The sequence below is a fragment of the Streptomyces sp. NBC_01294 genome (assembly GCF_035917235.1).
GTDB lineage: Bacteria > Actinomycetota > Actinomycetes > Streptomycetales > Streptomycetaceae > Streptomyces > Streptomyces caledonius.
The window spans coordinates 29,652-52,255 of record NZ_CP108424.1; the positions used below are offsets into that span (position 1 = coordinate 29,652).

At 71.0% G+C, this 22,604-nt stretch carries 13 protein-coding genes and 1 pseudogene; 2 read left to right on the forward strand and 12 right to left on the reverse strand.

All coding sequences use genetic code 11. The features are described 5' to 3' along the window. Window positions 1–37: 37 nt before the first annotated feature. On the reverse strand, window positions 38–229 hold the full coding sequence (locus OG534_RS37550; protein WP_326594097.1) for an SH3 domain-containing protein: 192 nt from the start codon (window positions 227–229) through the stop codon (window positions 38–40). 265 nt (window positions 230–494) lie between these two features. Here OG534_RS37550 and OG534_RS37555 point away from each other — a divergent pair, with 265 nt between their 5' ends. Continuing rightward, on the forward strand, window positions 495–1,358 hold the full coding sequence (locus OG534_RS37555) for an IS5 family transposase (RefSeq protein ID WP_326586004.1): 864 nt from the start codon (window positions 495–497) through the stop codon (window positions 1,356–1,358). Then, window positions 1,355–1,753, forward strand: a complete 399-nt coding sequence (locus OG534_RS37560) for a hypothetical protein (RefSeq protein ID WP_326586005.1) — start codon at window positions 1,355–1,357, stop codon at window positions 1,751–1,753. The genes OG534_RS37555 and OG534_RS37560 overlap by 4 nt, the downstream gene beginning before the upstream one ends. Before the next feature lie 450 nt (window positions 1,754–2,203). On the opposite strand, the pseudogene OG534_RS37565 reads toward OG534_RS37560, so the two are convergent. The 11 genes and pseudogenes from OG534_RS37565 to OG534_RS37615 all read right to left on the reverse strand — a co-directional run bounded on the left by OG534_RS37565 (window position 2,204) and on the right by OG534_RS37615 (window position 22,516). Further along, a pseudogene (locus OG534_RS37565) lies at window positions 2,204–3,008 on the reverse strand (IS5 family transposase). A gap of 677 nt (window positions 3,009–3,685) precedes the next feature. Then, on the reverse strand, window positions 3,686–3,868 hold the full coding sequence (locus tag OG534_RS37570) for a DUF5302 domain-containing protein (protein WP_326594099.1): 183 nt from the start codon (window positions 3,866–3,868) through the stop codon (window positions 3,686–3,688). A 381-nt stretch (window positions 3,869–4,249) separates the two neighbouring features. Then, window positions 4,250–5,668, reverse strand: a complete 1,419-nt coding sequence (gene ahcY, locus OG534_RS37575; protein ID WP_326594100.1) for an adenosylhomocysteinase — start codon at window positions 5,666–5,668, stop codon at window positions 4,250–4,252. A 41-nt stretch (window positions 5,669–5,709) separates the two neighbouring features. After that, window positions 5,710–6,633: a methylenetetrahydrofolate reductase [NAD(P)H] gene (metF, locus tag OG534_RS37580; RefSeq protein WP_326594101.1), complete on the reverse strand. Its 924-nt coding sequence runs from the start codon at window positions 6,631–6,633 to the stop codon at window positions 5,710–5,712. A 20-nt stretch (window positions 6,634–6,653) separates the two neighbouring features. Next, entirely contained in the window at window positions 6,654–10,136 is a 3,483-nt protein-coding gene (gene metH, locus OG534_RS37585) for a methionine synthase (protein ID WP_326594103.1), read from the reverse strand. Next, entirely contained in the window at window positions 10,133–11,119 is a 987-nt protein-coding gene (locus OG534_RS37590) for a carbohydrate kinase family protein (RefSeq protein ID WP_326594105.1), read from the reverse strand. The genes metH and OG534_RS37590 overlap by 4 nt, the downstream gene beginning before the upstream one ends. Before the next feature lie 85 nt (window positions 11,120–11,204). Further along, window positions 11,205–12,413, reverse strand: coding sequence for a methionine adenosyltransferase (gene metK, locus OG534_RS37595; protein ID WP_326594107.1), 1,209 nt, complete (start codon window positions 12,411–12,413; stop codon window positions 11,205–11,207). Window positions 12,414–12,454: 41 nt separating this feature from the next. Next, window positions 12,455–13,009 (reverse strand): NADPH-dependent FMN reductase, encoded by a 555-nt coding sequence (locus OG534_RS37600; protein ID WP_326594109.1) that lies wholly within the window; start codon window positions 13,007–13,009, stop codon window positions 12,455–12,457. Between the two features lie 13 nt (window positions 13,010–13,022). Beyond that, window positions 13,023–13,943 (reverse strand): LLM class flavin-dependent oxidoreductase, encoded by a 921-nt coding sequence (locus tag OG534_RS37605; protein WP_326594110.1) that lies wholly within the window; start codon window positions 13,941–13,943, stop codon window positions 13,023–13,025. Next, complete coding sequence (locus OG534_RS37610) at window positions 13,940–15,235, reverse strand: LLM class flavin-dependent oxidoreductase (protein WP_326594111.1); 1,296 nt, start codon at window positions 15,233–15,235, stop codon at window positions 13,940–13,942. Before OG534_RS37610 ends, OG534_RS37605 begins: the two co-directional genes overlap by 4 nt. Window positions 15,236–15,265: 30 nt before the next feature. Then, a complete protein-coding gene (locus OG534_RS37615; protein WP_326594112.1) occupies window positions 15,266–22,516 on the reverse strand; it encodes a non-ribosomal peptide synthetase in 7,251 nt (2,416 codons plus the stop codon). Window positions 22,517–22,604 lie beyond the last annotated feature (88 nt).

Here is a 22,604-nt window from a genome sequence, read left to right on the forward strand (position 1 = left end):
CGGTCCCCTGCAGAGTCTGGCCGTTCAGCCGTGTTCGTCAGCTCAACTGCATGGGAACAGCAAGCCACTTGCAGGCGATCCAGCCGGTCGTCCCCTTGTGCGCGCCCTCGGTGACCTTCAGATAGGCCCACGCGCCGCCCTTGGCGGTGCAGTAGACGCGCACCGAGGTGTTGGAGCTCACCGTGCCCTTCGCCGTGTAGTCGGTCCCGGGACCCGTGCGGAAGTTCACCGTGGTGTCCGTCTGGGAGTCGTAGTCAGCGACATTCTTCGTGCAGGCACTGGAGCCAACCGCGGATGCAGCCGGCGCCAGCGCTACGGTGCCACCAAACGCCACAGCGCCGGCAGCGGCCACGCTGGCGAGTCGGGCGGAAATCCTGTGCTTCGTCAATTGATGCCTCTTAGTGGTCGTTAAGTCCGACTTCTCTTCGTTCGTGATCGCTCGATCGTGGTACTGATCGCGGTCCGGGCTGCTCGATGGGCATGTCCATGTTGAGATGCGGGGCGTGATGAGAGAGCCGTATCTCAGCGATTTGTCGGATGGGCAGTGGGCGTTGATCGAGCCGATGATCACGGCCTGGAAACAGGGCCGGGTGGCGCGGTCGGCGACCGGGGATCCCGGGTCCTGTGACCTGAGGGAGGTCGTGAACGCGATCTTCTACCAGAACCGGACGGGCTGTCAGTGGCGCATGCTGCCGCATGACCTGCCGGCCTGGTCGGCGGTGTTCTACTACTTCAGGTTGTGGCGCGAGGACGGGCTCGACCAGCGGATTCAGGAACTCCTTCGCTGCCAGGTCAGGGAGAAAGCCCGCCGATTAGAGGACCCGTCCCTCGTGATCATCGACACCCAGTCCGTCCGCGCTGCGGCGGGTGTCCCCCGGACCACGACCGGGCTGGACGCGAACAAGAAGGTCTCGGGACGCAAGCGGGGACTGGCCGTCGACGTGCTGGGGCTGATCATCGGCGTCGTCGTCATGGCCGCCTCGGCGCACGACAACGCCGCCGGCATCGCCCTGCTCGACCAGGCCGCCGAGCGGTGCGGAATGCGCCTGGAGAAAGCCCTGGTCGACCAGGGCTTCAAGGAAGCGGTCATCGTTCACGGCGCACTGCTGGACATCGGCGTCGAGGTCGTCCGCCGCAACCCCGCTGACCAGGGCAAAGGGTTCGTCCCGCAGCCCAAGCGGTGGGTGGTCGAGCAGACGAACGGCACGCTGATGCTCCACCGGCGCCTGACCCGTGAGTACGACCACCGGCCCGACACCTCCGCCTCACGCGTCTACTGGGCCTCCACCGCCAACATGGCCCGCCGCCTCACCACACCCACGCCGACCTGGCGCGACACCATCGGGCTGGCCGCGTGAACATCACCGAACTCCTGGTGGACCTTCACCTCCGGGAGAACGAGGCCACGGCCCGGGCAGACGAACTCCGCCATCAGATCGCGCACTTCACCGCCGCCCTCACCGAGACCGAAGCTCGCCTCGCGGACCTCGCCACCACCCGCAAGGTCATCACCGAACTCGCACCTACCGGCACCGAACCCGATCCGCCCGAGTCGAGCACCGCCTACCAGACCATCGTCGACGCCTTCAACCAGCACCCCGACCAGGCGTTCCGGGCCCGCGACCTGCACGAACTCCTCGACATGCCCACCGACGAAGCATCCGTCAACATCACCCGCAGCCGCCTCGGACGACTCACCCGCCAAGGCTTCCTCACCCAACCCGGACGAGGCCGCTACCAGAAACGGACTTAACGTCCACTTAGGTCCCTCGTGAGCCACAGCCCACACCACAGCGGTGCTACAGCCATAACTTCCAGATGATCAAGTCAGGATGAGGCTACGCGAGGGAGGAGTTAGACCAAGATCGCCCCCTCATCGCCCAATCGCCGACGTCCCCACGACCCCGGAACCCTGGCATCGGGGGATCCCCTCACTGACCTAGTCTTTTGGGGAACAGAAACAGGATTTAAGCGTCCCGGGCAGCCGGGCGCGCGAGAACTTCATACAGCAGACGGTTTGCGGGATGCCGGGCAGCACGCGGCTGCTGCCCGGCCGACATCCGCGTCTTTCTCGCCGCGGCCGGCCTCGAGGACGCCGAGGACGTGGATCTCACCGATCCCGATTTCGTGGAGTGGCGGGGCGCCGGCCCCGAAGCGTGGGAACCGTCCCGCTGAACCACGACGGGTGGGCTTAGACGTCATCTCATTTGGCGAGTCTGCGGTAGCAGATGAGGGTGCAGGCGATGCTGCTGAAGGCCAGGAAGTGCTCGGCTTTGCGTTCGTAGCGGCGGTGGAGGCGGCGGCAGCCGGCAAGCCAGGCCATGGTGCGTTCGATGGTCCAGCGGTGGCGGCCCAGTCGCTGCGAGGACTCGATGCCACGGCGGGTTATGCAGTGCTTGATGCCACGTCCGCGTAACCATCGGCGCAGGTGGGCGTAGTCGTAGCCCTTGTCTGCGTGGAGCTTCCCGGGCCTGCGCCGTCGGCGTCCGCGGCGCGAGCGGATGGGCGGTATGCCGCGGACGAGGGGCTCGAGAGCCTGGCTGTCGTGCAGGTTCGCGCCCGCCCGAGATGCCGACGGACAGGGGCAGACCGGTCCGCTCGGTGATCAAATGGATCTTTGATCCGAACTTGCCCCTGTCGACAGGATTCGGGCCTGTCAGGTCCCCCTTTTTCAGGGCCCGCATGTTCACCGAGTCGATCGCGCAGCGTGACCAGTCCAGCTCGCCGCGGGCGCCGAGCTCGTCGAGTACCAGGCGGTGGAGCTTGGCCCACACCCTGGCCTTCGTCCACTCGGAGAAGCGCCGGTGGGCTGTCGCCCCCGACGGCCCGAACGATGCCGCGGGCAGCTGCTGCCATGTACAACCCGAGGTGGCAACGAAGACGATCGCGGCCAGTACTTCACGGTCACCATGCCGACGTCGGCCACCGCCTTGAGGCCGCGATGGCGCCTCCGGCACCACCCGCTGGAACAGCTCCCACAACTCATCCGGCACCAGCCGCTCAACAATCCCCGCCACGACCAGCCTACCCAACCATCCAAATGAGATGGCTTCTTACGAGGCCCAGGCGCCCGGCGCGCGGAATGGGGGGCAGGGGTGGCGTGGGAGTTTGCGGGGGCGGACGGTGGGGGGGCTCGGACTCGCGGGCATGGTGCAGCAGACACAGACGGGCCGTCAGGAGGGCCGCCAGTGCGATCGTCTCCTCCACGGTGGGGTTGCCGCCGCGGGAGATCCGGATCGAGGCCATGGCCAGGGCGAGCGAGGGTTCTGCGGTGGTGGGGGTCGGCGGGGCGTCGGTACGCGCGGGCGCCTGCGCCGGGCGTTCCCGTACGGGGGACACACGGACCACGGGGGCGCGCGGGACGGGGTCTGCCACCAGCGGTCGTTCCTCAACGATGCTCATTCGGGGCCCGGGAACAGCCTGTGCCGCACACTCCAGGTTCGATCGCGGCGCTACAGCGCGGCTCGGGTTTTGCAGGGGATACCGACGGGCGACTCGCGCGGGGCTGCCTTTGTGGCTGGAATACACCGCCTGCCCGGGTTTTCATTCAGCGAGGCTCGAACAGTCTTCAAGCGAGACTCCAGTGAAATTCCAGCGCATGCCTTCGCCGCATTCACTCTGCGAACAGAAAAGCCGCCGCGGCTCATTCGCATGGAATGAGCCGCGGCGGCACAGGGGGTGGAGATCAGCCGGTCTTCCTGCGGGTGTACCGCTTCTGTCCGGCCGAACCGCTCATGTTCTTCACACGAAGGCGGCCCTCTTCGTGGGCCGTTCGGGCGCGCGTGACCTGGGCCTTACGTTCCAAGATCTCGCGGAACCTCTCCTTGGCATCCTGAGCATCGCCACCGTCGAACGACTTGTCAGTCATACGTACCTCCTGAAATCAATCGACGAAAAAAGTCTGGCACGGAAATCCAAGAATGGCGACCCTGCATTTCCGATACCGGCGAATGGAATTAGCCATTCGCGAAGGGCAGGTGTGTTCGAGGACGGGGTGGTCGGCGGCCGGCGCCTCCGGTGCTTCCTGAGGCGCCTTCGAGGCAGGTAGGAGCGGAGTGAGGGGCGACCGCCGGCGCCGGAGTGTGGGGCGAGAGGTGACGGGAAGCGGGGGCCCGGGCCGGCCAGTGAGCCGGCCCGGACTCTCCAACTGACTCTCCTCGACGTTCTCAGAGGGTTCTTCTCAGACAGCCCAGCATCGAACCGGGCCCTCAAGCCCGACTCGAATGCGGGTGTCCGCCGAGAGGATTGATCAGTAGCGGTAGTGGTCCGGCTTGTACGGGCCCTCGACCTGGACGCCGATGTAGGCGGCCTGCTCCGGGCGGAGCGTGGTGAGGCGGACGCCGAGGGCGTCGAGGTGGAGGCGGGCGACCTTCTCGTCGAGGTGCTTGGGGAGCACGTAGACCTCGGTCGGGTACTCCTGCGGCTTGGTGAAGAGCTCGATCTGGGCCAGGGTCTGGTCCGCGAAGGAGTTCGACATCACGAAGGACGGGTGGCCGGTCGCGTTGCCGAGGTTCAGCAGGCGGCCCTCGGAAAGGACGATCAGGACCTTGCCGTCGGGGAACTTCCAGGTGTGGACCTGGGGCTTGACCTCGTCCTTGACGATGCCCTCGATCTTGGCCAGGCCGGCCATGTCGATCTCGTTGTCGAAGTGGCCGATGTTGCCCACGATGGCCTGGTGCTTCATCTTGGCCATGTCGGCGGCCATGATGATGTCCTTGTTGCCCGTGGTGGTGATGAAGATGTCGGCCGTCTCGACGACGTCGTCGAGGGTGGCGACCTGGTAGCCGTCCATCGCCGCCTGCAGGGCGCAGATCGGGTCGATCTCGGTGACGATGACGCGGGCGCCCTGGCCGCGCAGCGACTCGGCGCAGCCCTTGCCGACGTCGCCGTAGCCGAAGACGACCGCGACCTTGCCGCCGATGAGGACGTCGGTGGCGCGGTTGATGCCGTCGATCAGGGAGTGGCGGCAGCCGTACTTGTTGTCGAACTTCGACTTGGTGACGGCGTCGTTCACGTTGATCGCCGGGAACAGCAGGGTGCCCTCGGACATCATCTCGTAGAGGCGGTGGACACCGGTGGTGGTCTCCTCCGTCACACCGCGGATCTCGGACGCGAGCTTCACCCAGTCGATGCCGCTGCGCTGCAGCAGGCCGAGGACGACGGCGAGTTCCTCGTTGTCGGCGGTGGACGGGTCAGGGACGGAGCCGGCCTTCTGGAACTCGACGCCCTTGTGGACGAGGAGGGTGGCGTCGCCACCGTCGTCGAGGATCATGTTGGGGCCGTCGGCGCCGGGCCAGGTCAGCGCCTGCTCCGTGCACCACCAGTACTCCTCCAGCGTCTCGCCCTTCCAGGCGAAGACGGGGATCCCCGCGGCGGCGATCGCGGCGGCCGCGTGGTCCTGGGTGGAGAAGATGTTGCAGGAGACCCAGCGGACGTCGGCGCCGAGAGCGACGAGGGTCTCGATCAGGATGGCCGTCTGCACGGTCATGTGCAGCGAGCCGGTGATGCGGGCGCCGGCCAGCGGCTGCGCCTCCGCGTACTCGGCGCGGATCGACATCAGACCCGGCATCTCGTGCTCGGCCAGGGTGATCTCCTTGCGGCCGAACTCCGCGAGGCCGATGTCTGCGACCTTGTAGTCGGTGAAATCGGCAGGGGACGTGCTGGTCATGGTGACTCCGGTGGTGGATGGAGGGCCAGTGCGTCACAGCACTAGATGCCCAGGTTCTGGTGGATCTCGAGGGTCGCGGTGGAGCGGTTCAGGGTGATGTAGTGGAGGCCCGGAGCACCCTCGGCCAGAAGGCGCTCGGCCATCGCGGTCGCGTACTCGACGCCCACCCGGTGTCCGTCGGCCGGGTTGTCCTGCACGGCCTCCAGCCGGCGGGCCAGAGCGGACGGGAAGCGGGCGTTGCTCAGTGCGGCGAACCGCTGGATCTGGCGGAAGTCGGTCGCCGGCATGATCTCGGGGATGACCGGTGTCAGGCAGCCCACCGATGCCAGTCGGTCACGCAGCCGTAGGTAGTCCTCGACGTGGAAGAACATCTGCGTGATCGCGTAGTCGGCGCCCGCCCTGCACTTGGCGGCGAAGTGGCGGATGTCGTCGGTCCATCCGGGAGAGCGCGGGTGCCGCTCGGGGAACGCGGCCACGCCCACGCTGAAGTCGCCCAGCTGCCGGATCATGCCGACCAGCTCGTGTGCGTGCGTGAAGCCCTGCGGATGCGGGGTCCACACGCCTTTCGGGTCGCCCGGCGGGTCCCCGCGCAGGGCGAGGACGTCCCGGATGCCGGCGTCGGCGTACTGGCCGATGATCTGGCGCAACTCGGCCCGGGAGTGGCCGACCGCCGTCAGGTGCGCGACCGGGCGCAGGGTCGTCTCGGCCGCGATCCGCTTGGTGAGCTCGACGGTACGGTCCCGGGAGGAGCCGCCGGCTCCGTAGGTGACGGATACGAACGAGGGCGCGAAGGCCTCGATCCGGCGGATCGCGTTCCACAGGGTCCGCTCGCCCGCCTCGGTCTTGGGCGGGAAGAACTCGACGGAGTACGAGCGCCGGCCCGTGGCCAGTAGTTCGCGTACGCCCGGGCGCGCGGCGGGCTTGAGACGGACGAGGGTCGGCCGTTCTGCAACGACGGCTGCCATGGGATCGAACCTTTCCGGTGTCAGCGTGCGTTGAAGTACGTGGCCGCGGGGTGGTGGATGACGAGCGCGTCGGTGGACTGCTCCGGGTGGAGCTGGAACTCCTCCGACAGGTGGACGCCGATCCGTTCAGGCCGGAGGAGGTCGGCGATCTTGGCGCGGTCCTCCAGGTCGGGGCAGGCGGGGTAGCCGAGGGAGTAACGGCAGCCTTGGTATTCGGTGCGGAACATGCCGTGCATGGAGGCCGGGTCGGACCCGGCGATGCCCAGTTCGGCGCGGACGCGGGCGTGCCAGTACTCGGCGAGGGCCTCGGCGAGCTGGACGGAGAGGCCGTGCAGTTCCAGGTACTCGCGGTAGGCGTCGGCGGCAAAGAGCTGGGCCGTCTCCTCCCCGATGCGGCTGCCGACGGTGACGACCTGGAGGCCGATGACGTCGGTCTCGCCGGACTCCTCGGGGCGGAAGAAGTCGGCGAGGCAGAGGCGCCGGCCGCGGCGCTGGCGCGGGAAGGTGAAGCGGGTCAGCTCTCCGCCGAGCTCGTCGAGGATGATCAGGTCCTCGCCCTTGGAGACGCAGGGGAAGTAACCGTGCACGACGGCCGCTTCGAGGAGCCCGTCGGTGTGCAGCCGATCGAGCCAGCCGCGCAGCCGGGGCCGACCCTCCGTTTCGATGGTGTCGGCGTCCTTCAGGCCCCACTGGCCCTTGAAGAGGGCGGTCTCGTCGAGCCAGGAGGCGTAGTCCTTGAGCGGGATGCCCTTGACGACCCGGGTGCCCCAGAAGGGCGGGGTGGGGATCGGGTTGTCGACGGAGACGTCCGAGCGTCCACCTGGCTCCTCGCGTTCCTCCACCGGGAGGGATGCTGCGGCGCCGGCCCCCGATGCGTCGGCGCGCCGAGGCACGCGGCGCTTCTTCAAGGGCGGGAGCTCGGCTCCGGGGACTCCCCGCTTCACTCCCATGAGGGCGTCCATGAGGCGCAGGCCCTCGAAGGCGTCGCGGGCGTAGCGGACCTCGCCCTCGTAGATCTCGTGGAGGTCCTGCTCGACGTAGGCGCGGGTGAGGGCGGCGCCGCCGAGGATCACCGGGTAGTCGGCGGCCAGCTTGCGCTGGTTCAGCTCCTCCAGGTTCTCCTTCATGATCACGGTCGACTTCACGAGCAGGCCGGACATGCCGATGACGTCGGCCTTGTGCTCCTGCGCGGCTTCGAGGATCGCGGAGACGGGCTGCTTGATGCCGATGTTGACGACGTTGTAGCCGTTGTTCGTCAGGATGATGTCGACGAGGTTCTTGCCGATGTCGTGGACGTCGCCGCGGACGGTGGCGAGCACGATCGTGCCCTTGCCCTCGTCGTCCGTCTTCTCCATGTGCGGTTCGAGGTAGGCGACGGCCGTCTTCATGACCTCGGCGGACTGCAGGACGAAGGGGAGCTGCATCTGGCCGGAGCCGAAGAGCTCGCCGACGACCTTCATGCCCTCCAGGAGGGTGTCGTTGACGATGTCGAGGGCGGGGCGGGTCTGGAGGGCCTCGTCGAGGTCGGTCTCCAGGCCGTTCTTCTCGCCGTCGATGATGCGGCGCTGCAGGCGCTCGTCCAGCGGCAGGGCGAGGAGCTCCTCGGCGCGGCCGGCCTTCAGTGACTTGGTGTTGACGCCCTCGAAGAGGGCCATCAGCTTCTGCAGCGGGTCGTAGCCCTCGGCCCGCCGGTCGTAGATCAGGTCGAGGGCGGTGGTCACCTGCTCCTCGTCGAACCGGGCGATCGGCAGGATCTTGGAGGCATGGACGATGGCCGAGTCCAGGCCCGCCTTGACGCACTCGTCGAGGAACACCGAGTTCAGCAGCACGCGGGCGGCCGGGTTGAGGCCGAAGGAGATGTTCGACAGGCCGAGGGTGGTCTGGACGTCCGGGTGGCGGCGCTTGAGCTCGCGGATGGCCTCGATCGTCGCGATGCCGTCCTTGCGGGACTCCTCCTGCCCGGTGCAGATCGTGAAGGTCAGGGTGTCGATGAGGATGTCCGACTCGTGGATCCCCCAGTTCCCCGTGAGGTCCTCGATCAGACGTTCAGCGATGGCGACCTTGTGCTCGACGGTGCGGGCCTGACCCTCCTCGTCGATCGTCAACGCGATCAGCGCGGCGCCGTGCTCCTGCGCCAGCCGGGTGACCTTGGCGAAGCGGGACTCGGGACCGTCGCCGTCCTCGTAGTTCACCGAGTTGATGACGGCGCGGCCGCCGAGCTTCTCCAGGCCCGCCCGGATGACGGGAACCTCGGTGGAGTCCAGGACGATCGGCAGCGTGGAAGCGGTCGCGAAGCGGCCGGCCAGCTCCTCCATGTCGGCGACGCCGTCGCGGCCGACGTAGTCCACGCAGAGGTCGAGCATGTGCGCGCCCTCGCGGATCTGGTCGCGCGCCATCTCCACGCAGTCGTCCCAGCGGGCCTCCAGCATGGCCTCGCGGAACTTCTTGGAGCCGTTGGCGTTGGTGCGCTCGCCGATCGCCATGTACGAGGTGTCCTGGCGGAAGGGCACGGTCTGGTAGAGCGAGGCGGCGCCGGGCTCGGGCTGGGGGCTGCGCGGGGTGATCTCGGTGCCGCGGACCCGCTCCACGACCTGGCGCAGGTGCTCGGGGGTCGTACCGCAGCAGCCGCCGACCAGGGACAGCCCGTACTCGCGGACGAAGGTCTCCTGGGCGTCGGCCAGCTCGGAGGCGCTCAGCGGGTAGTGCGCGCCCTCCTTGGTCAGGACGGGCAGGCCGGCGTTGGGCATGCAGGAGAGCGGGATGCGGGCGTTGCGCGCCAGGTAGCGCAGGTGCTCGCTCATCTCGGCGGGCCCGGTCGCACAGTTCAGGCCGATCATGTCGATGCCCAGCGGCTCCAACGCGGTCAACGCCGCACCGATCTCCGAACCGAGGAGCATCGTGCCCGTCGTCTCCACCGTGACGGAGCAGATCAGCGGAACGGTGACGCCCAGCACCTCCATCGCCCGCCGGGCACCGATGATCGAGGACTTCGTCTGCAACAGGTCCTGCGTCGTCTCCACGAGCAACGCGTCGGCACCGCCGGAGAGCAGGCCCTCGGCGTTGACCTGGTAGGCGTCCCGGATCTGCGCGTAGGTGATGTGGCCGAGCGTGGGCAGCTTGGTGCCGGGGCCCATCGAGCCGAGGACCCAGCGCTGCTGCCCGGTGGAGGCGGTGAACTCGTCGGCGACCTCACGGGCGATACGCGCACCGGCCTCGGACAGTTCGAAGTTGCGGTCGGCGATGTCGTACTCGGCGAGGGCCGCGTAGTTCGTGCCGAAGGTGTTCGTCTCGACGCAGTCCACGCCCACCGAGAAGTACGCCTCGTGCACGGAACGCACGATGTCGGGGCGGGTGACGTTGAGGACCTCGTTGCAGCCCTCGAGCTGCTGGAAGTCCTCCATGGTCGGGTCCTGCGCCTGGAGCATCGTTCCCATGGCACCGTCCGCGACGACCACACGGGTCGCGAACGCCTCCCGGAGGGCATCGGCCCGGATTTGGCTCATGTCAGCTTCTCCAGCGCCGGGCCCAACAGCCGGGCCGGTTCGGGCCCGTACACCTCGGCGACCGTCTCCAGCAGCCCGGCGCCGTCGACCTCGTAGTCCTGGGGGCCCACCGTCCGGAGGGCGAGGGCCGCCACCGCGCAGCCCAGCTGAGCGGCGGTCTCCAGCGGGAGCTGCCAGCTGACGGCGGCGAGGAAGCCGGACCGGAAGGCGTCGCCGACGCCCGTCGGGTCCTCGGTGCGGACTCCGGGGACGGCCGGCACGGTGAGTGCGGGCTCGCCCTTGCGCTCGATCCGGACGCCGTCGGCGCCCAGGGTGGTCACCCAGGTGCCGACCCGGTCGAGGATGTCCGGCTCGTCCCAGCCCGTGCGCTCGCGCAGCAGCGCGGACTCGTAGGCGTTGGTGAACAGCCAGCGCGCGCCCGTCACCAGCTCCCGCACCTCGTCGCCGTCGAGGCGGGCGAGCTGCTGGGAGGGATCGGCGGCGAACTCGATGCCCAGTGCCCGGCACTGGCGGGTGTGGCGGACCATCGCGGCCGGGTCGTTGGGCGACACCAGCACCAGGTCGACGGGAGAGTCGCCCGGGCCGGTGAGCCTGCTCAGGTCGATCTCGACCGCCTCCGCCATGGCGCCCGCGTAGAAGGACGCGATCTGGTTGGCGTCCTCGTCGGTCATGCACATGAATCGCGCGGTCTGGCGGGTGTCGGAGACGTACACCGCGCTGGTGTCGACCCCGTGGTCCTTGAGCCAGACCTCGTACTCGTGGAAGTCCGCGCCCACCGCCCCGGCGAGGACGGGGGCCAGGCCCAGTCCGCCGAGCCCGTAGGCGATGTTGGCCGCCACCCCGCCCCGCCGCACTTCGAGCGAGTCCACGAGGAAGGACAGCGAGACGTGTTCCAGCTGGTCCGGGAGCAGCTGGTCGACAAACCGGCCCGGGAAGGCCATGAGGTGATCCGTGGCAATGGATCCGGTCACCGCGATACGCACGTGGTCTCCTGATCGGGACGGTGTGGGCCGGGTCCCGTGGTCGGCGGGGGCGGCGTGGGGGGGCGGTCGTACGGAGGTACGGAGGTCAGCGGGTGACGGCGGCCTTGAGCTGCTCGGCGCGGTCGGTGCGCTCCCAGGTGAAGTCCGGCAGCTCGCGGCCGAAGTGGCCGTAGGCGGCGGTCCGGGCGTAGATCGGGCGCAGCAGGTCGAGGTCGCGGATGATCGCGGCCGGGCGCAGGTCGAACACCTCGGTGATGGCCTGGCTGATGCGGTCGCGGGAGGTCGTCTCGGTGCCGAAGGTCTCGACGAAGAGACCGACGGGCTCGGCCTTGCCGATGGCGTAGGCGACCTGGACCTCGCAGCGCGAGGCGAGGCCGGCGGCGACGACGTTCTTGGCGACCCAGCGCATCGCGTACGCGGCGGAGCGGTCGACCTTCGACGGGTCCTTGCCGGAGAAGGCGCCGCCACCGTGGCGGGCCATGCCTCCGTAGGTGTCGATGATGATCTTGCGACCGGTCAGGCCGGCGTCGCCCATCGGGCCGCCGATCTCGAAGCGGCCGGTCGGGTTCACCAGCAGGCGATAGCCCTCGATGTCCAGCTTGATGCCGTCCTCGGCCAGCCGGGCCAGGACGTACTCGACGACGTGCTCACGGATGTCGGGAGCGAGCAGGCCTTCGAGGTCGATGTCGGAGGCGTGCTGCGAGGAGACGACGACGGTGTCCAGGCGCACGGCCTTGTCACCGTCGTACTCGATGGTGACCTGGGTCTTGCCGTCGGGGCGCAGGTACGGGATGGTCCCGTTCTTGCGGACCTCGGACAGCCGGCGGGAGAGCCGGTGCGCGATGTGGATCGGCAGGGGCATGAGCTCGGGGGTCTCGTCGCAGGCGTACCCGAACATCAGGCCCTGGTCGCCGGCGCCCTGCTTGTCGAGCTCGTCCTCGTCGCCCTCGACCCGCTTCTCGTAGGCGGTGTCGACACCCTGCGCGATGTCCGGGGACTGGGCGCCGATGGACACCGACACGCCACAGGAGGCGCCGTCGAAGCCCTTCTTCGAGGAGTCGTAGCCGATCTCGAGGATCTTGTCCCGGACGAGCTGCGCGATCGGCGCGTAGGCCTTCGTCGTCACCTCTCCCGCGATGTGCACGAGACCCGTGGTGATGAGGGTCTCCACGGCCACTCGCGAGGTCGGGTCCTCGGTGAGAAGTGCGTCGAGGATCGTGTCGCTGATCTGGTCAGCGATCTTGTCAGGGTGCCCCTCGGTGACTGACTCCGAGGTGAACAGGCGGCGGGACATGTTTCTCCAGGGTGCGGGTTGGCAGGGTCGGAGGGCGGCCGTCAGAGGGCGGCCGGGGCCAGCATGCGGGCGCCGAGCAGGAGTTCGCCGACGGCGCGGTCGATGCGGGCGGTCAACTGCGGCGGCGGCTCAGCGGCGGCCAGTTCCGAGCGCTGTGCGATGACCTGGGTGGGCACGGCCCAGCCCCCCAGGGAACGGGCGACGGCGCGCAGGTGGTCGCAAGCGGCAGAGCCTGGGTGGAGGGTGCCGCCGGTGGCAGCCACCAGCACCGGCTTGTCGCGCAGCGCTGCGCGCGGTGCGTGGTCGAGCAGGTTCTTCAGGGCGCCGGAGTAGCTGCCGTGCTGGACCGGTGTGACCAGGACGACGGCCCGGGCGTCCGCGAGGCGGTCGGCCAGGTGGCGGACGCCAGGGTCCTGGGCGAGGGCGCCGCCGGTGTAGGCGTCGGCGTCCAGACCAGGGAGCCGCAGCAGGCTCCGGTCCAGGTCGGATACGACGGCGTCGAGGTCGCGCAGTTGGATCCGGTGGCGGATGAGTCCGGCCAGGCGGGCGGTGCTGGACGCGGCCGCCGTGCTGCCGGTCAGGATGAGCGTCTCCATGGGGGTCGCTCCGTCAGGACGCCGCGGCGGCGAGGCGGCCGGCCGGGTGAGCCAGGCCGAGGCGGTCGCGCAGTGTCGTGCCGGGAGTGGAGGAGGCGCGGAGCAGGCCGCAGCGGCGCAGCTCTTCGGCGGTGGTGGTGAAGAACGGGTCGTCGGGCGCGGTGAGCGGGACGATGAACCCGTCGGCGAGCTGCACGGTGCACCACTCGGCGATCTCGTCGGCGCCGGCGCCTGCGGGCAGGGTGAAGGCGACCTTGACGGCGTCCGCGTCGCGGCCGGCGTCGAGGACGTCCTGCCGGACTCGGGCGCGGATCCGGCCGGCCTCGGCCGGGTCGTCGGTCTCCAGCAGGACGAGGTCCGCGCCGGCGGCGAGTGCGGGGTCGGTCACAGCGATCACCGGGTGGCCCTGGGGCGGGCGAGCGACGTTCAGCGGGCCGGCGACCGTGTAGTGCTCGCCGTTGTGGTCGAGCCGCTGGAGGCCGTCGAGCCTCCAGTAGACGCCCCCGGCGCGGTCGTGGACGAAGGCGTCGGCGTCGAAGCTCTCCCACAGGCCCTTGACGACGTGGAGGTACTCGGCCGCGGCGGCGGTGCCCGGGCCGGTGCCGGTCGCGCACCAGCCGGCCCGGCCGTGGCTGAGGTGGTCCAGGGACGCGGTGATCCGGGCCAGATGGTAGGGCGCGAGGCCGCCGGGCGGAGTGGCCGGCAGCAGGCCGATGTGCTCGGTGACGGCGGCCAGGGCCGCGGCGGCGGTGGTGCCTTCGTAGGCGGCCGGTGCCTCGGCGGTGCCGTCGCCGAGCAGCAGGGCGTCGAACCCGACGCGCTCGGCGGCGTACGCGAGGGCCTTGAGAGCGCGCAGGTCCAGCGGGCCTCTGGTGCGGGGGGCGACGGACGCGATAAGCAGCGGGGCGGGGGCGGTGTTCTGGGCGGGGGTCACGCGGCACCTGCCTTCTGGGAGCGTACGGGGAGGTCCAGACCGAGGTTTTCGCGCAGGGTGGTGCCCTCGTAGGCGGTCCGGTACAGGCCGCGGCGCTGGAGTTCGGGGACGACGTGGTCGACGAAGGCGTCGGCCGAGCCGGGGAGGTACGGGAAGTCGATGTTGAAGCCGTCCGCGCCGCCCTGCGTGAACCACGACTCCATGTGGTCGGCGATCTGCTCGGGCGTACCGGCGATCACGTCGCCCATCAGGCGCAGCGCGAGGCCGCGGATCGACAGGTTCTCGCGGCGGGCGAGGCCGATCAGACGCTCGGTGGTGCTCTGGGACTGGTTGGTGTACGGGATGTCGGGGACGGGTCCGTCAACGGGGTGGCCGGTCAGGTCGAAGCCGAGGAAGTCCTGCAGGGTGCGCAGGGCGACGTGGTCGGGCACCAAGTCCTGGAGTTCGGCGAGGATGGCGCGGGCCTCGGCCTCGGTTCCGGCGATGATCGGGGCGAGGGTCGGCCAGACCAGGACCTTCTGCGGGTCGCGGCCGTGGCCGGCGACTCGGGCCTTGAGGTCGGTGTAGAAGTCCTGGGCGTCGGCGAGCCGGTTGTGGCGGGTGAAGATGACTTCGGCGTGGCGGGCCGCGAACTCCCGGCCGACCGGGGAGGACCCTGCCTGGATGATGACGGGCCGGCCCTGCGGGGGGCGGGCCACGTCGAGCGGCCCGATGACGTCGAAGTGTTCGCCGCGGTGGTGGACGGGGGTGCCCGGCAGGCCTTCGCGGAGGTCGGCGCCCGCGTCCCACAGCTGCTTGACGACGTCTATGAACTCCTCGGCGCGTTCGTAGCGCCGGCCGTGCTCCAGGTGATCCGCGCGGCCGAAGTTCACGGATTCCCACGGCGCCGCGGAGGTCACGACGTTCCAGGCAGCGCGGCCGCTGCTCAGGTGGTCGAGCGAGGCGTAGCGGCGGGCGATGTGGTGCGGCTCGTTGTAGGTGGTGGTGGCAGTGGCGGCCAGGCCGATGTGCTCGGTGGCGGCCGCGTAGGCGGCGAGCAGCGTCAGTGGCTCGAAGTGCTCGGCGCGCGAGGTGTGGCACAGGGAATCCAGGTGGGTACCCCACACGGCGACGATGTCCGCGATGAACACGGCGTCGAACAGGCCGCGTTCCAGGGTTCGCGCGTTGCGGACGTGGAAGTCGAGGTCGAGTTGGGCGTCGGCCTGGGTGGCGGGGTGGCGCCAGGCGGCAACGTGGCCGCCGGGGCCGTCGATGATGCCGGCGAGGGTGATTCGCCTGCGGGGTCGTGACATGGGAAGGGGCTCCTTGGGGGCCGGGGTCGGTCAGGTCCTGGCGGCGGACGCCAGGATGCGGGCGAGGGTGCGCACGTTGTCGCCGGTCAGCATGGTCACGTGGTTGCCGGGCACGATCCGGATGGCGAGGTCCTCGCAGTGGTCTTCCCAGCCGAGGCCCGGGCGGCCGTGAAAGCGGTCCGACTCGTCGTAGTCGGTGCCGCGGCCGAAGCCGGTGTCGCCGGCCCGCAGGACCGCGACGGGCCCCTGGTACGGCAGGGGTCGGTACCGCTGGACGGCTTCGACGCTGTCGGTCATCAGGGCGACCGGGTCGCCGCCGCCGTCGCCGCGGACCCATTCGGCGATCTGGGCGAGTTCGGCGAGGTAGGCGTCGGCGTCGGCGGGCTCGTCGGTGCTGCCCTGCGCCGGGTCGTCGGCGGGTTGCGGCCCGGTGTCGGTCTCGGTGCCTGCGTCGGTGCCTGCCCCGGTGTCCGCGCGGTTCTCGGCGACTGCGCGCAGTCGGGAGGCGAACGAGCCCTCGGCCTCGGTGTCGGTGAACTCGCCGTCGGGGGCGCCTGCGTCGATCATCACCACGAGGGGCGGCTGCCAGCCGTCGGCGGTGATCCGCTGGGCGATCTCATAGGCGATGACTCCGCCTCCGGAGAAGCCGCCGAGCACGACCCGCCGGCCGCTCTCCAGGACCGGGAGCAGCGCCTCCAGGTAGATTTCGGCGAGTTGCTCGGTCGTCAGGTGCTCCGGCTCGGCCTGGTCGACGCGCGGGTCGCGGATGCCGATGAGCGCTTCGGGGCCCGGGTAGCTCTGGGCGAGCTGGGCGTAGCAGGCGACCTGCCCGCCCGGGGGGTGGACCAGGTAGAGGGTTCCGGCGTCCGGGTCGGCGGCCTCGCGCAGCGGTACGAGTACGCCCCGATCGCCGGTGCCCGGGCCGTCGGCCAGCAGCCGGGCCAGGGCCCCGGCGGTGGGGTGTGCGAGCAGGTCGTCCAGGCGCAGGGTGCGGCCGGTGCGTTCGGCGATCTCGCGCAGCAGTTTCATGGCGAGCAGCGAGTGGCCGCCGGCCTCGAAGAAGTGGTCGCCGGGGGCGACGTCCCCGGCGCCGAGGACGGCCTGCCAGGCGTCGCGCAGGAGTTGGGTGTCGGGGCCCTCGGGCCAGGAGGCGCCGTCGTCGTCGGCGCGGTCGCGTTCGGGTCGGTCGGCCATCGTGGGCAGGGCGTCGTCGGGGAGGGTCTCCAAGAGATCGGCGACGGTGGTGAGGTCGTCGCCGATCACGGGGAGGTCGCGCAGCAGCCGGGCGCACAGCTCGACCAGAGTGGCGGCTTCGGCGTCGGCCAGGCGGGACCGGTCGTGGACGGCGGCCAGCACGAGGCTGCCGTCCGTGTCGCGGTAGGCGAGCAGGGCGACGGGGAAGGCGGTCTCCGAACCGGCGGCGTCGGGGAGTTCGACCCGGATGCCCTGGGCGGCGAGGTCGTCCTCCAGGCCGTCCTGGGAGCGCGGGTAGTTCTCCAGGACGAGGAGGCTCTCGACGAGTTTCTCGCCGGCTCCGCGGCCGCTCCACTCGTGGATCTGGCCGGTGGACACCCACTCGTACGAGGCCATGTCCAGGGCCTGGTCGCGCAGGCCGGCGAGGAGGCCGGGGACGGTCGCCGCGGGGTCGACCTCGATGGTCATGGGCAGGGAGTTCATCAGCAGGCCGGGGAGGCGTTCGACGCCGTCGAGCGGGATGCCGCGTCCGGAGACGGTCACTCCGAAGCCGACCCGGACGGGTCCGGTGCTGCCGCAGGCGCGGCTGAGCAGCAGGGCCCAGGCGGTGTTGAGCGCGCTGCTCTCGGTGGCGGCGTGGGATGCCGCCCAGCGGCGCAGGCGGTCGGCCTCGGCCGGCGTCAGCCGGGTCTGGGCGCGGCCGGAGCCCTGCTGCCCGGTCGGTTCGCCCGGCAGGGCGGGGCGTACCGCGAGCGGTCCCGCGGGGACGGCTGCGGACCAGTAGTCGCGGGCCGGGTCGGTGTCCTGGGCGTGCAGCCAGCGCGAGTAGTCCCGGATGTCGGGACGGCGCGTGCCGGTTTCGGACAGGGTGCCGCCCGCCAGGTAGGCGCGGTAGAACTGCTGGATCAGCAGGGAGACGCTCCAGCCGTCCAGCAGGACGTGGTGGAAGGTCAGTAGGACTCGGGTGGATGCCGTTTCCGTGTCGCCGGGGGCGGCTTCGTCGAACAGGGTGGCGCGCAGCAGGCCGGGGCGGCGTAGGTCGAAGCCGCGCAGCCGGTCGCGTTCGAGCAGGTCGTCCCAGTCGTCACTGCCGTGCGCGAGGCGGACGACCTCGGGGCGGGCCTCGTCGTGCAGGACGAGCCGTGGTTCGGCCTGCCAGTCGAAGGCGGTGCGCAGGACGGCCTCGCGCGCGAAGACCGCCTCCCAGGCCGCAGTGAAGCGGTCGGTGTCCAGGGTCCCGTGCCAGCGCCAGTGGAGCTGTTCGACGTAGCGGCCGGTGCCCTGGTGGGCCAGGGCGTCGAGGAGCAGGCCGTGCTGTTGGGCGGTGACCGGGACGCTCTCGCGCTGCGGTCCGGCCGGGGTCGTGCGGCGGGTGCGGGCGGGCCGGGCGGCGTGGCCGGGGGCCGTGATCTCGCCGGCGAGGACGGCGTCGGGATCGGTGCCGGCGAGGGTGGCGAGCACCCAGCGCATCTGGGCGACCAGTGCCTCGACGGCGTCCTCGTCGACGCCGTCGGCGGGGCTGGGGACCCAGGTCAGTCCCATCCGCAGGCGGCCGTCGTGGACGATGCCGTAGACCTCGATGCCGTAGACGCGCTCGCAGCGCGCCGAGTGCTCCCGGGGGATCGGGCGGCCCGACATCCGGAACCGGCCGGCGGGGCTGAGCTGGTCGGCCTGGCCGTAGTAGTTGAAGCAGACCAGGGCGGGCGGCATGGTGCGCAGGGCTTCGCGCACGGCCTGCCGGGGCTCGTACTCGCGGCAGGCGCCGAAGCCGACGCCGCCCTGCGGTACGGTGGCCAGCTCACGGCCGGCCTCAGTGACGAACTCCTCGGGATCCCGGGCGCGTTCGGCACTGATCACCACTGGGTGGATGGCCGTGAACCAGCCGACGGTGCGGAACAGGTCGTCGCGGCCGTGACGGCCGTGGGTCTCGACGTCGAAGGTGACCGTGGAGGTGCCGCGCCACCGGGCGAGGGCTTGGGCGAAGGCGCCCGTCATCGTCTCGTGCACGGACAGGCCGAGGCGGCGCGGCAGCGGGCCGATCAGCTGCTGGGTGGAGTCGGCGTCGAGGGAGAACTCGATGCGGCGGATCTGCTGCTCGTCGGGGGCCGGGGTGGTCAGCAGCAGGGTACGGGCGGCCTTGCGCTGCTCGGCCAGGGCGAGCCAGTGGTCGGCCTCGCCCGGGCGGGTGGCGACGGCGGGCAGGTCGTCGACCCACTGGCCGTAGGACCAGGCCTCGGCGGGCAGAGCGGGCAGGGCGCCGTCGGCGAGGGCGTCGAGGGCGTGCTCCAGGTCCTCCAGGAGGATGCGCCAGGACACCCCGTCGACGACCAGGTGGTGGACGGCGATCAGCAGCAGATCGGTGCCGTCGCGCCGGTCGCGGGCGAGGACGGCCCGCACGTGGATGCCGTCCAGTGGGCGAAGACTCTCCTCGGCTTCTTCGAGTACCCGATCGAGCTCGTCCTCGCCGCCGAACTCCCGCTCCCACAAAACCTCGCGGGGCAGGTAGGCGGCGAACGGGGCCGCGTCGGCCATCCGGCCGTCGCCGGTGGCGCCGTCGTGCTCGAAGCGGGCGCTGAGCGCGGGGTGGGCGGCCACTACGGCCTGCAGGGCGAGGCGCAGCACGGAGGCGTCGAGGGGGCGGTTGAGCTCCAGCAGGACGGACTGGTTCCACTGGTGGAGGTCGGTCCTGATGTGGCGGAAGAACCACGACTGGACGGGGGCGAGCGGCCGTCCGCCGGCCGGGCCGGCGGCCGCAGGCGCGGCGGCTGCCGCGGTGGGGCCCTGCGGCACGCCGGAGTCGAGATGGGCGGCGAGATCGGCGAGCACCGGGTGCTTGTAGATCTCGCGCATCGTCAGGGTGTAGCCCTCGCGCCGCATCCGGGAGACCAGCTGCATGGCGAGGATGGAGTCACCGCCGTCCTCGAAGAACTGGCTGCTGTCCTCGGTGGCTCCCAGCAGGTCGGCCCAGACGGCGCGGAGCTTGGGCAGGACGGCCTGCCGCGCCACCGCGGCGGGGGCGGATGCCGTAAGGGCGCCGGTGGATGCCGTCGGAACGGCACCGGTGGGGGAGGTCGACGCAGCAGCGACGGAGGCGGTCGACGCGGTGGCGGCCGGTGCTTCGGCGGTCTGTGCTTCGGCGCCCTGTGCTTCGGCGCCCTGTGCTTCGGACGGCTCGGCCGTGGCGGCGAGCCGGGCCAGCTCCTGGCGGTCGGTCTTCCCGTTGGCCAGCAGAGGGATCCGGGCCACGGGCGTGATCCGCACCGGCACCATGTGCGAGGGCAGTGCCCGGCTCACGTCCCGGCGCACCGCTGCGGCGTCCAGGCCCTGCGGCACCACGTACGCGGTGATCTGCAGGCTGCCCGCGGCGTGCCGGGCGACCTGGACGGTAGCGTCCTCGACGCCGTCGACGGCCATCAGCGCGGCGCGTACCTCGCCAAGTTCGACCCGGTTGCCGTTGATCTTCACCTGGTCGTCGAACCGCCCGAGGTGGGTGAGGGATCCGTCCGGGAGCAGCCTGACGAGGTCGCCGGTGCGGTAGACCCGTCCGGGGCGGCCGTCGCCGAGGTCGAGGGTGCGGTAGCGGTCGGCGGTCCGGTCGGGATCGCCGAGGTAGCCGTCGGACACCGTCCCCCCGCCGATCCACAGCTCGCCCGGCGCGCCGGGCGGCAGCAGCCGCTGCCCGTCGTCGAGGACGTGGCAGCGGATGTTGTCGAACGGCACGCCGATCGGCACCTCGCCGCGGCTGGTCCACGAGCCCGCGTCGCCGCGCGGCCAGGAGAAGACGGTCGAGTACGAGGTCTCGGTCGGGCCGTACGCGTTGTGCAGGCGGGCGGGGTGGACCGCCTCGAAGGCGCGGCGCAGTTCGTTGGGCAGCGACTCGCCGGTGCTGACCACGGTGCGCAGGCTCCGGTTGGCGGGGAAGTCCTCGGCCTCCAGCAGCAGCCGCAGCTGGGAGGGGACCAGGTGGAGCAGGGTGACCCGGTGCCGGTCGAGGGTCTGGGCGAGCAGGTCGGGGTCGCGTTCGGCGTCCGGTGGGGCGATGACCAGCCGGGCGCCGGCGACCAGCGCGACCAGCATCTCGTGGGCGCTTACGTCGAAGGTGAACGGCGCCTTCAGCAGCATGGCATCGTCGGGGCCGATGCCGAAGTGGCGGATCGCGGCGAGGACGTCGGTGGCCAGCGCCCGGTGGCTGAGCTGCACACCCTTGGGTAGGCCGGTGGACCCGGAGGTGTAGAGGACGTGCAGGGCGCTGTCGGCGGTGGGGGCGCCTTGCGGCACGGAGGACGGGCTGGTGGTGAGCGTGTCCAGGCGGACCGGTACGGGGCCGGGCGGGCAGGCCGGCTCGGTGTCGGCGGTGACCAGTACCGTCCGCATACCGCTGCTGTCCACGATGTGGCGCCGGCGGGCCTCGGGGTGGGTCGGGTCGACCGGGACGTACGCGGCGCCGATCCGGAGTACGGCGAGCATGGCGGCGACGGCCTCGTCGGTGCGCGGCAGCATGGTGCCGACCCGGTCGCCGGCGCCGACCCCGCGGCCGGTGAGGGCCTGCGCGTAGGCGTTGATGCGGTCGTCGAGCTCGCGGTAGGTCCAGGCGCGGTCGCCGGACTCGACGGCGACGTGGTCGGGCTGCTCCTCGGTGCGGCGGCGCAGCAGGGTGTCGATGTCGGTGTCAGGGATGGGGTGGTCGGTGGCGTTGAGCAGTTCGAGGGTGGCGCGGGCGGCCGGGCCGATGCCTTCCAGGTCGGTGACCGGGCGCTCGGGCTCGCGGACGATCTCCCGGGCGAGGGTGGTGACATGCTCGGCGAAGGCCTCGGCGGTGCCGGCCTCGATGCGGGAGGCGTCGTACTTGAGGCGACCGCGGACCCGGCCCTCGCCCTCGTACAGTTCGAGGGTGAGCAGGCCGAGGCCGGGCGAGGGGACGTCCTGGCGCCAGCGGGCGCGCAGGCCGCCGGGCAGTTCGACGCCCTCAGTGGCGGCTGCGGAGGAGTCGGCCCAGCTGTGCAGGACAAAAGTGCAGTTGAAGACCTGCGGGTCGGCCGGGTCGGTGCCGGGAATGAGGCGGGCGATCTTGGGGAACGGCAGCTGGGAGTGGTCGACGGCGCGGGCGAGTTCGGTCTGCACGCGGGCCACGAAGCCGGCCGCGGTCAGGCCGGCCTGCTCGGGGGAACGGACGAGCAGGGTCCGGACGAAGTAGCCGACGGTGCGCTCGAACCGCAGGTCGTTGCGGACGCCCAGCGGGACGGCCACGGTCGGGGCGGACTGGCGCGCATACGTCCCGAGCGCCTTGAGGTAGGCGGCGAGCAGCACGGCGGCCGGGCCGGCCCGGTGGGTGCGGGAGAAGCGGCCGATCTCGGCGGACAGGTCGGCGTTCAGCTCGACGGGCACGCTGCGGCCGGTGGGCGTGTCGCCGCGGCCGGGGACGTCCAGCGGGAAGTCGACGTCAACGTCGGCGCCGTCCAGGCGGTGGCGCCAGTACTCCTCCAGGGCGGTGGTGTCCGTGTCGGCGCGCCGGGCGCGGTCGGCGACGTAGTCCGCGAAGTCGGCCGGGGCTTCGCCGGGGACCTCGCCCTCCCTGTAGGCGGTGAGGAGGTCGGCGAGCAGGATCGCGGTGGACTCGCCGTCCACGACGAGGTGGTGGACGACGAGCAGCAGGGTGTGGTGCTCGGCGCCGTGGCGCAGCAGCAGGGCCCGCAGGACGCCGTCCCGTTCCAGGTCCAGTTCGTGGCGTGCGATGGCCAGCAGCGCGGCGGCTTCGGCACCGTCGGAGGTGGGGGCGACGGTGCTGCGCTCCAGACGCGGAGTGCGGCCGGGCAGGGTCTCCAGCTCGGGCAGGCCGTCGGCGTCGTCCACGACGCGGGCGGAGAGCATGGGATGGCGGGTCGTCAGGGTGCCGAGTGCCCGTTCCAGTGCGGCGGAGTCAAGGGGGCCGCGCAGGTCGAGTGCCAGCGGCACGTTGTACGGGGATGCGGCGGGATCGGCGCGGTGCTGGAGCAGCAGGCCGAGTTGCTCCTCGGTCAGGGAGGTCCGGCGGGTGCCGTCCGCCGCCCGCGTCCCGGTCAGCACGCCTGCGGAGGGGTCATGGGTCATCTGAGGTCTCTCCTGGATCGAAATCAGGGGCGTGGGACGGCGGGCGGTTCGCCTCCACCGGCTGTACGCACACCTCCGCAGCGCGGCT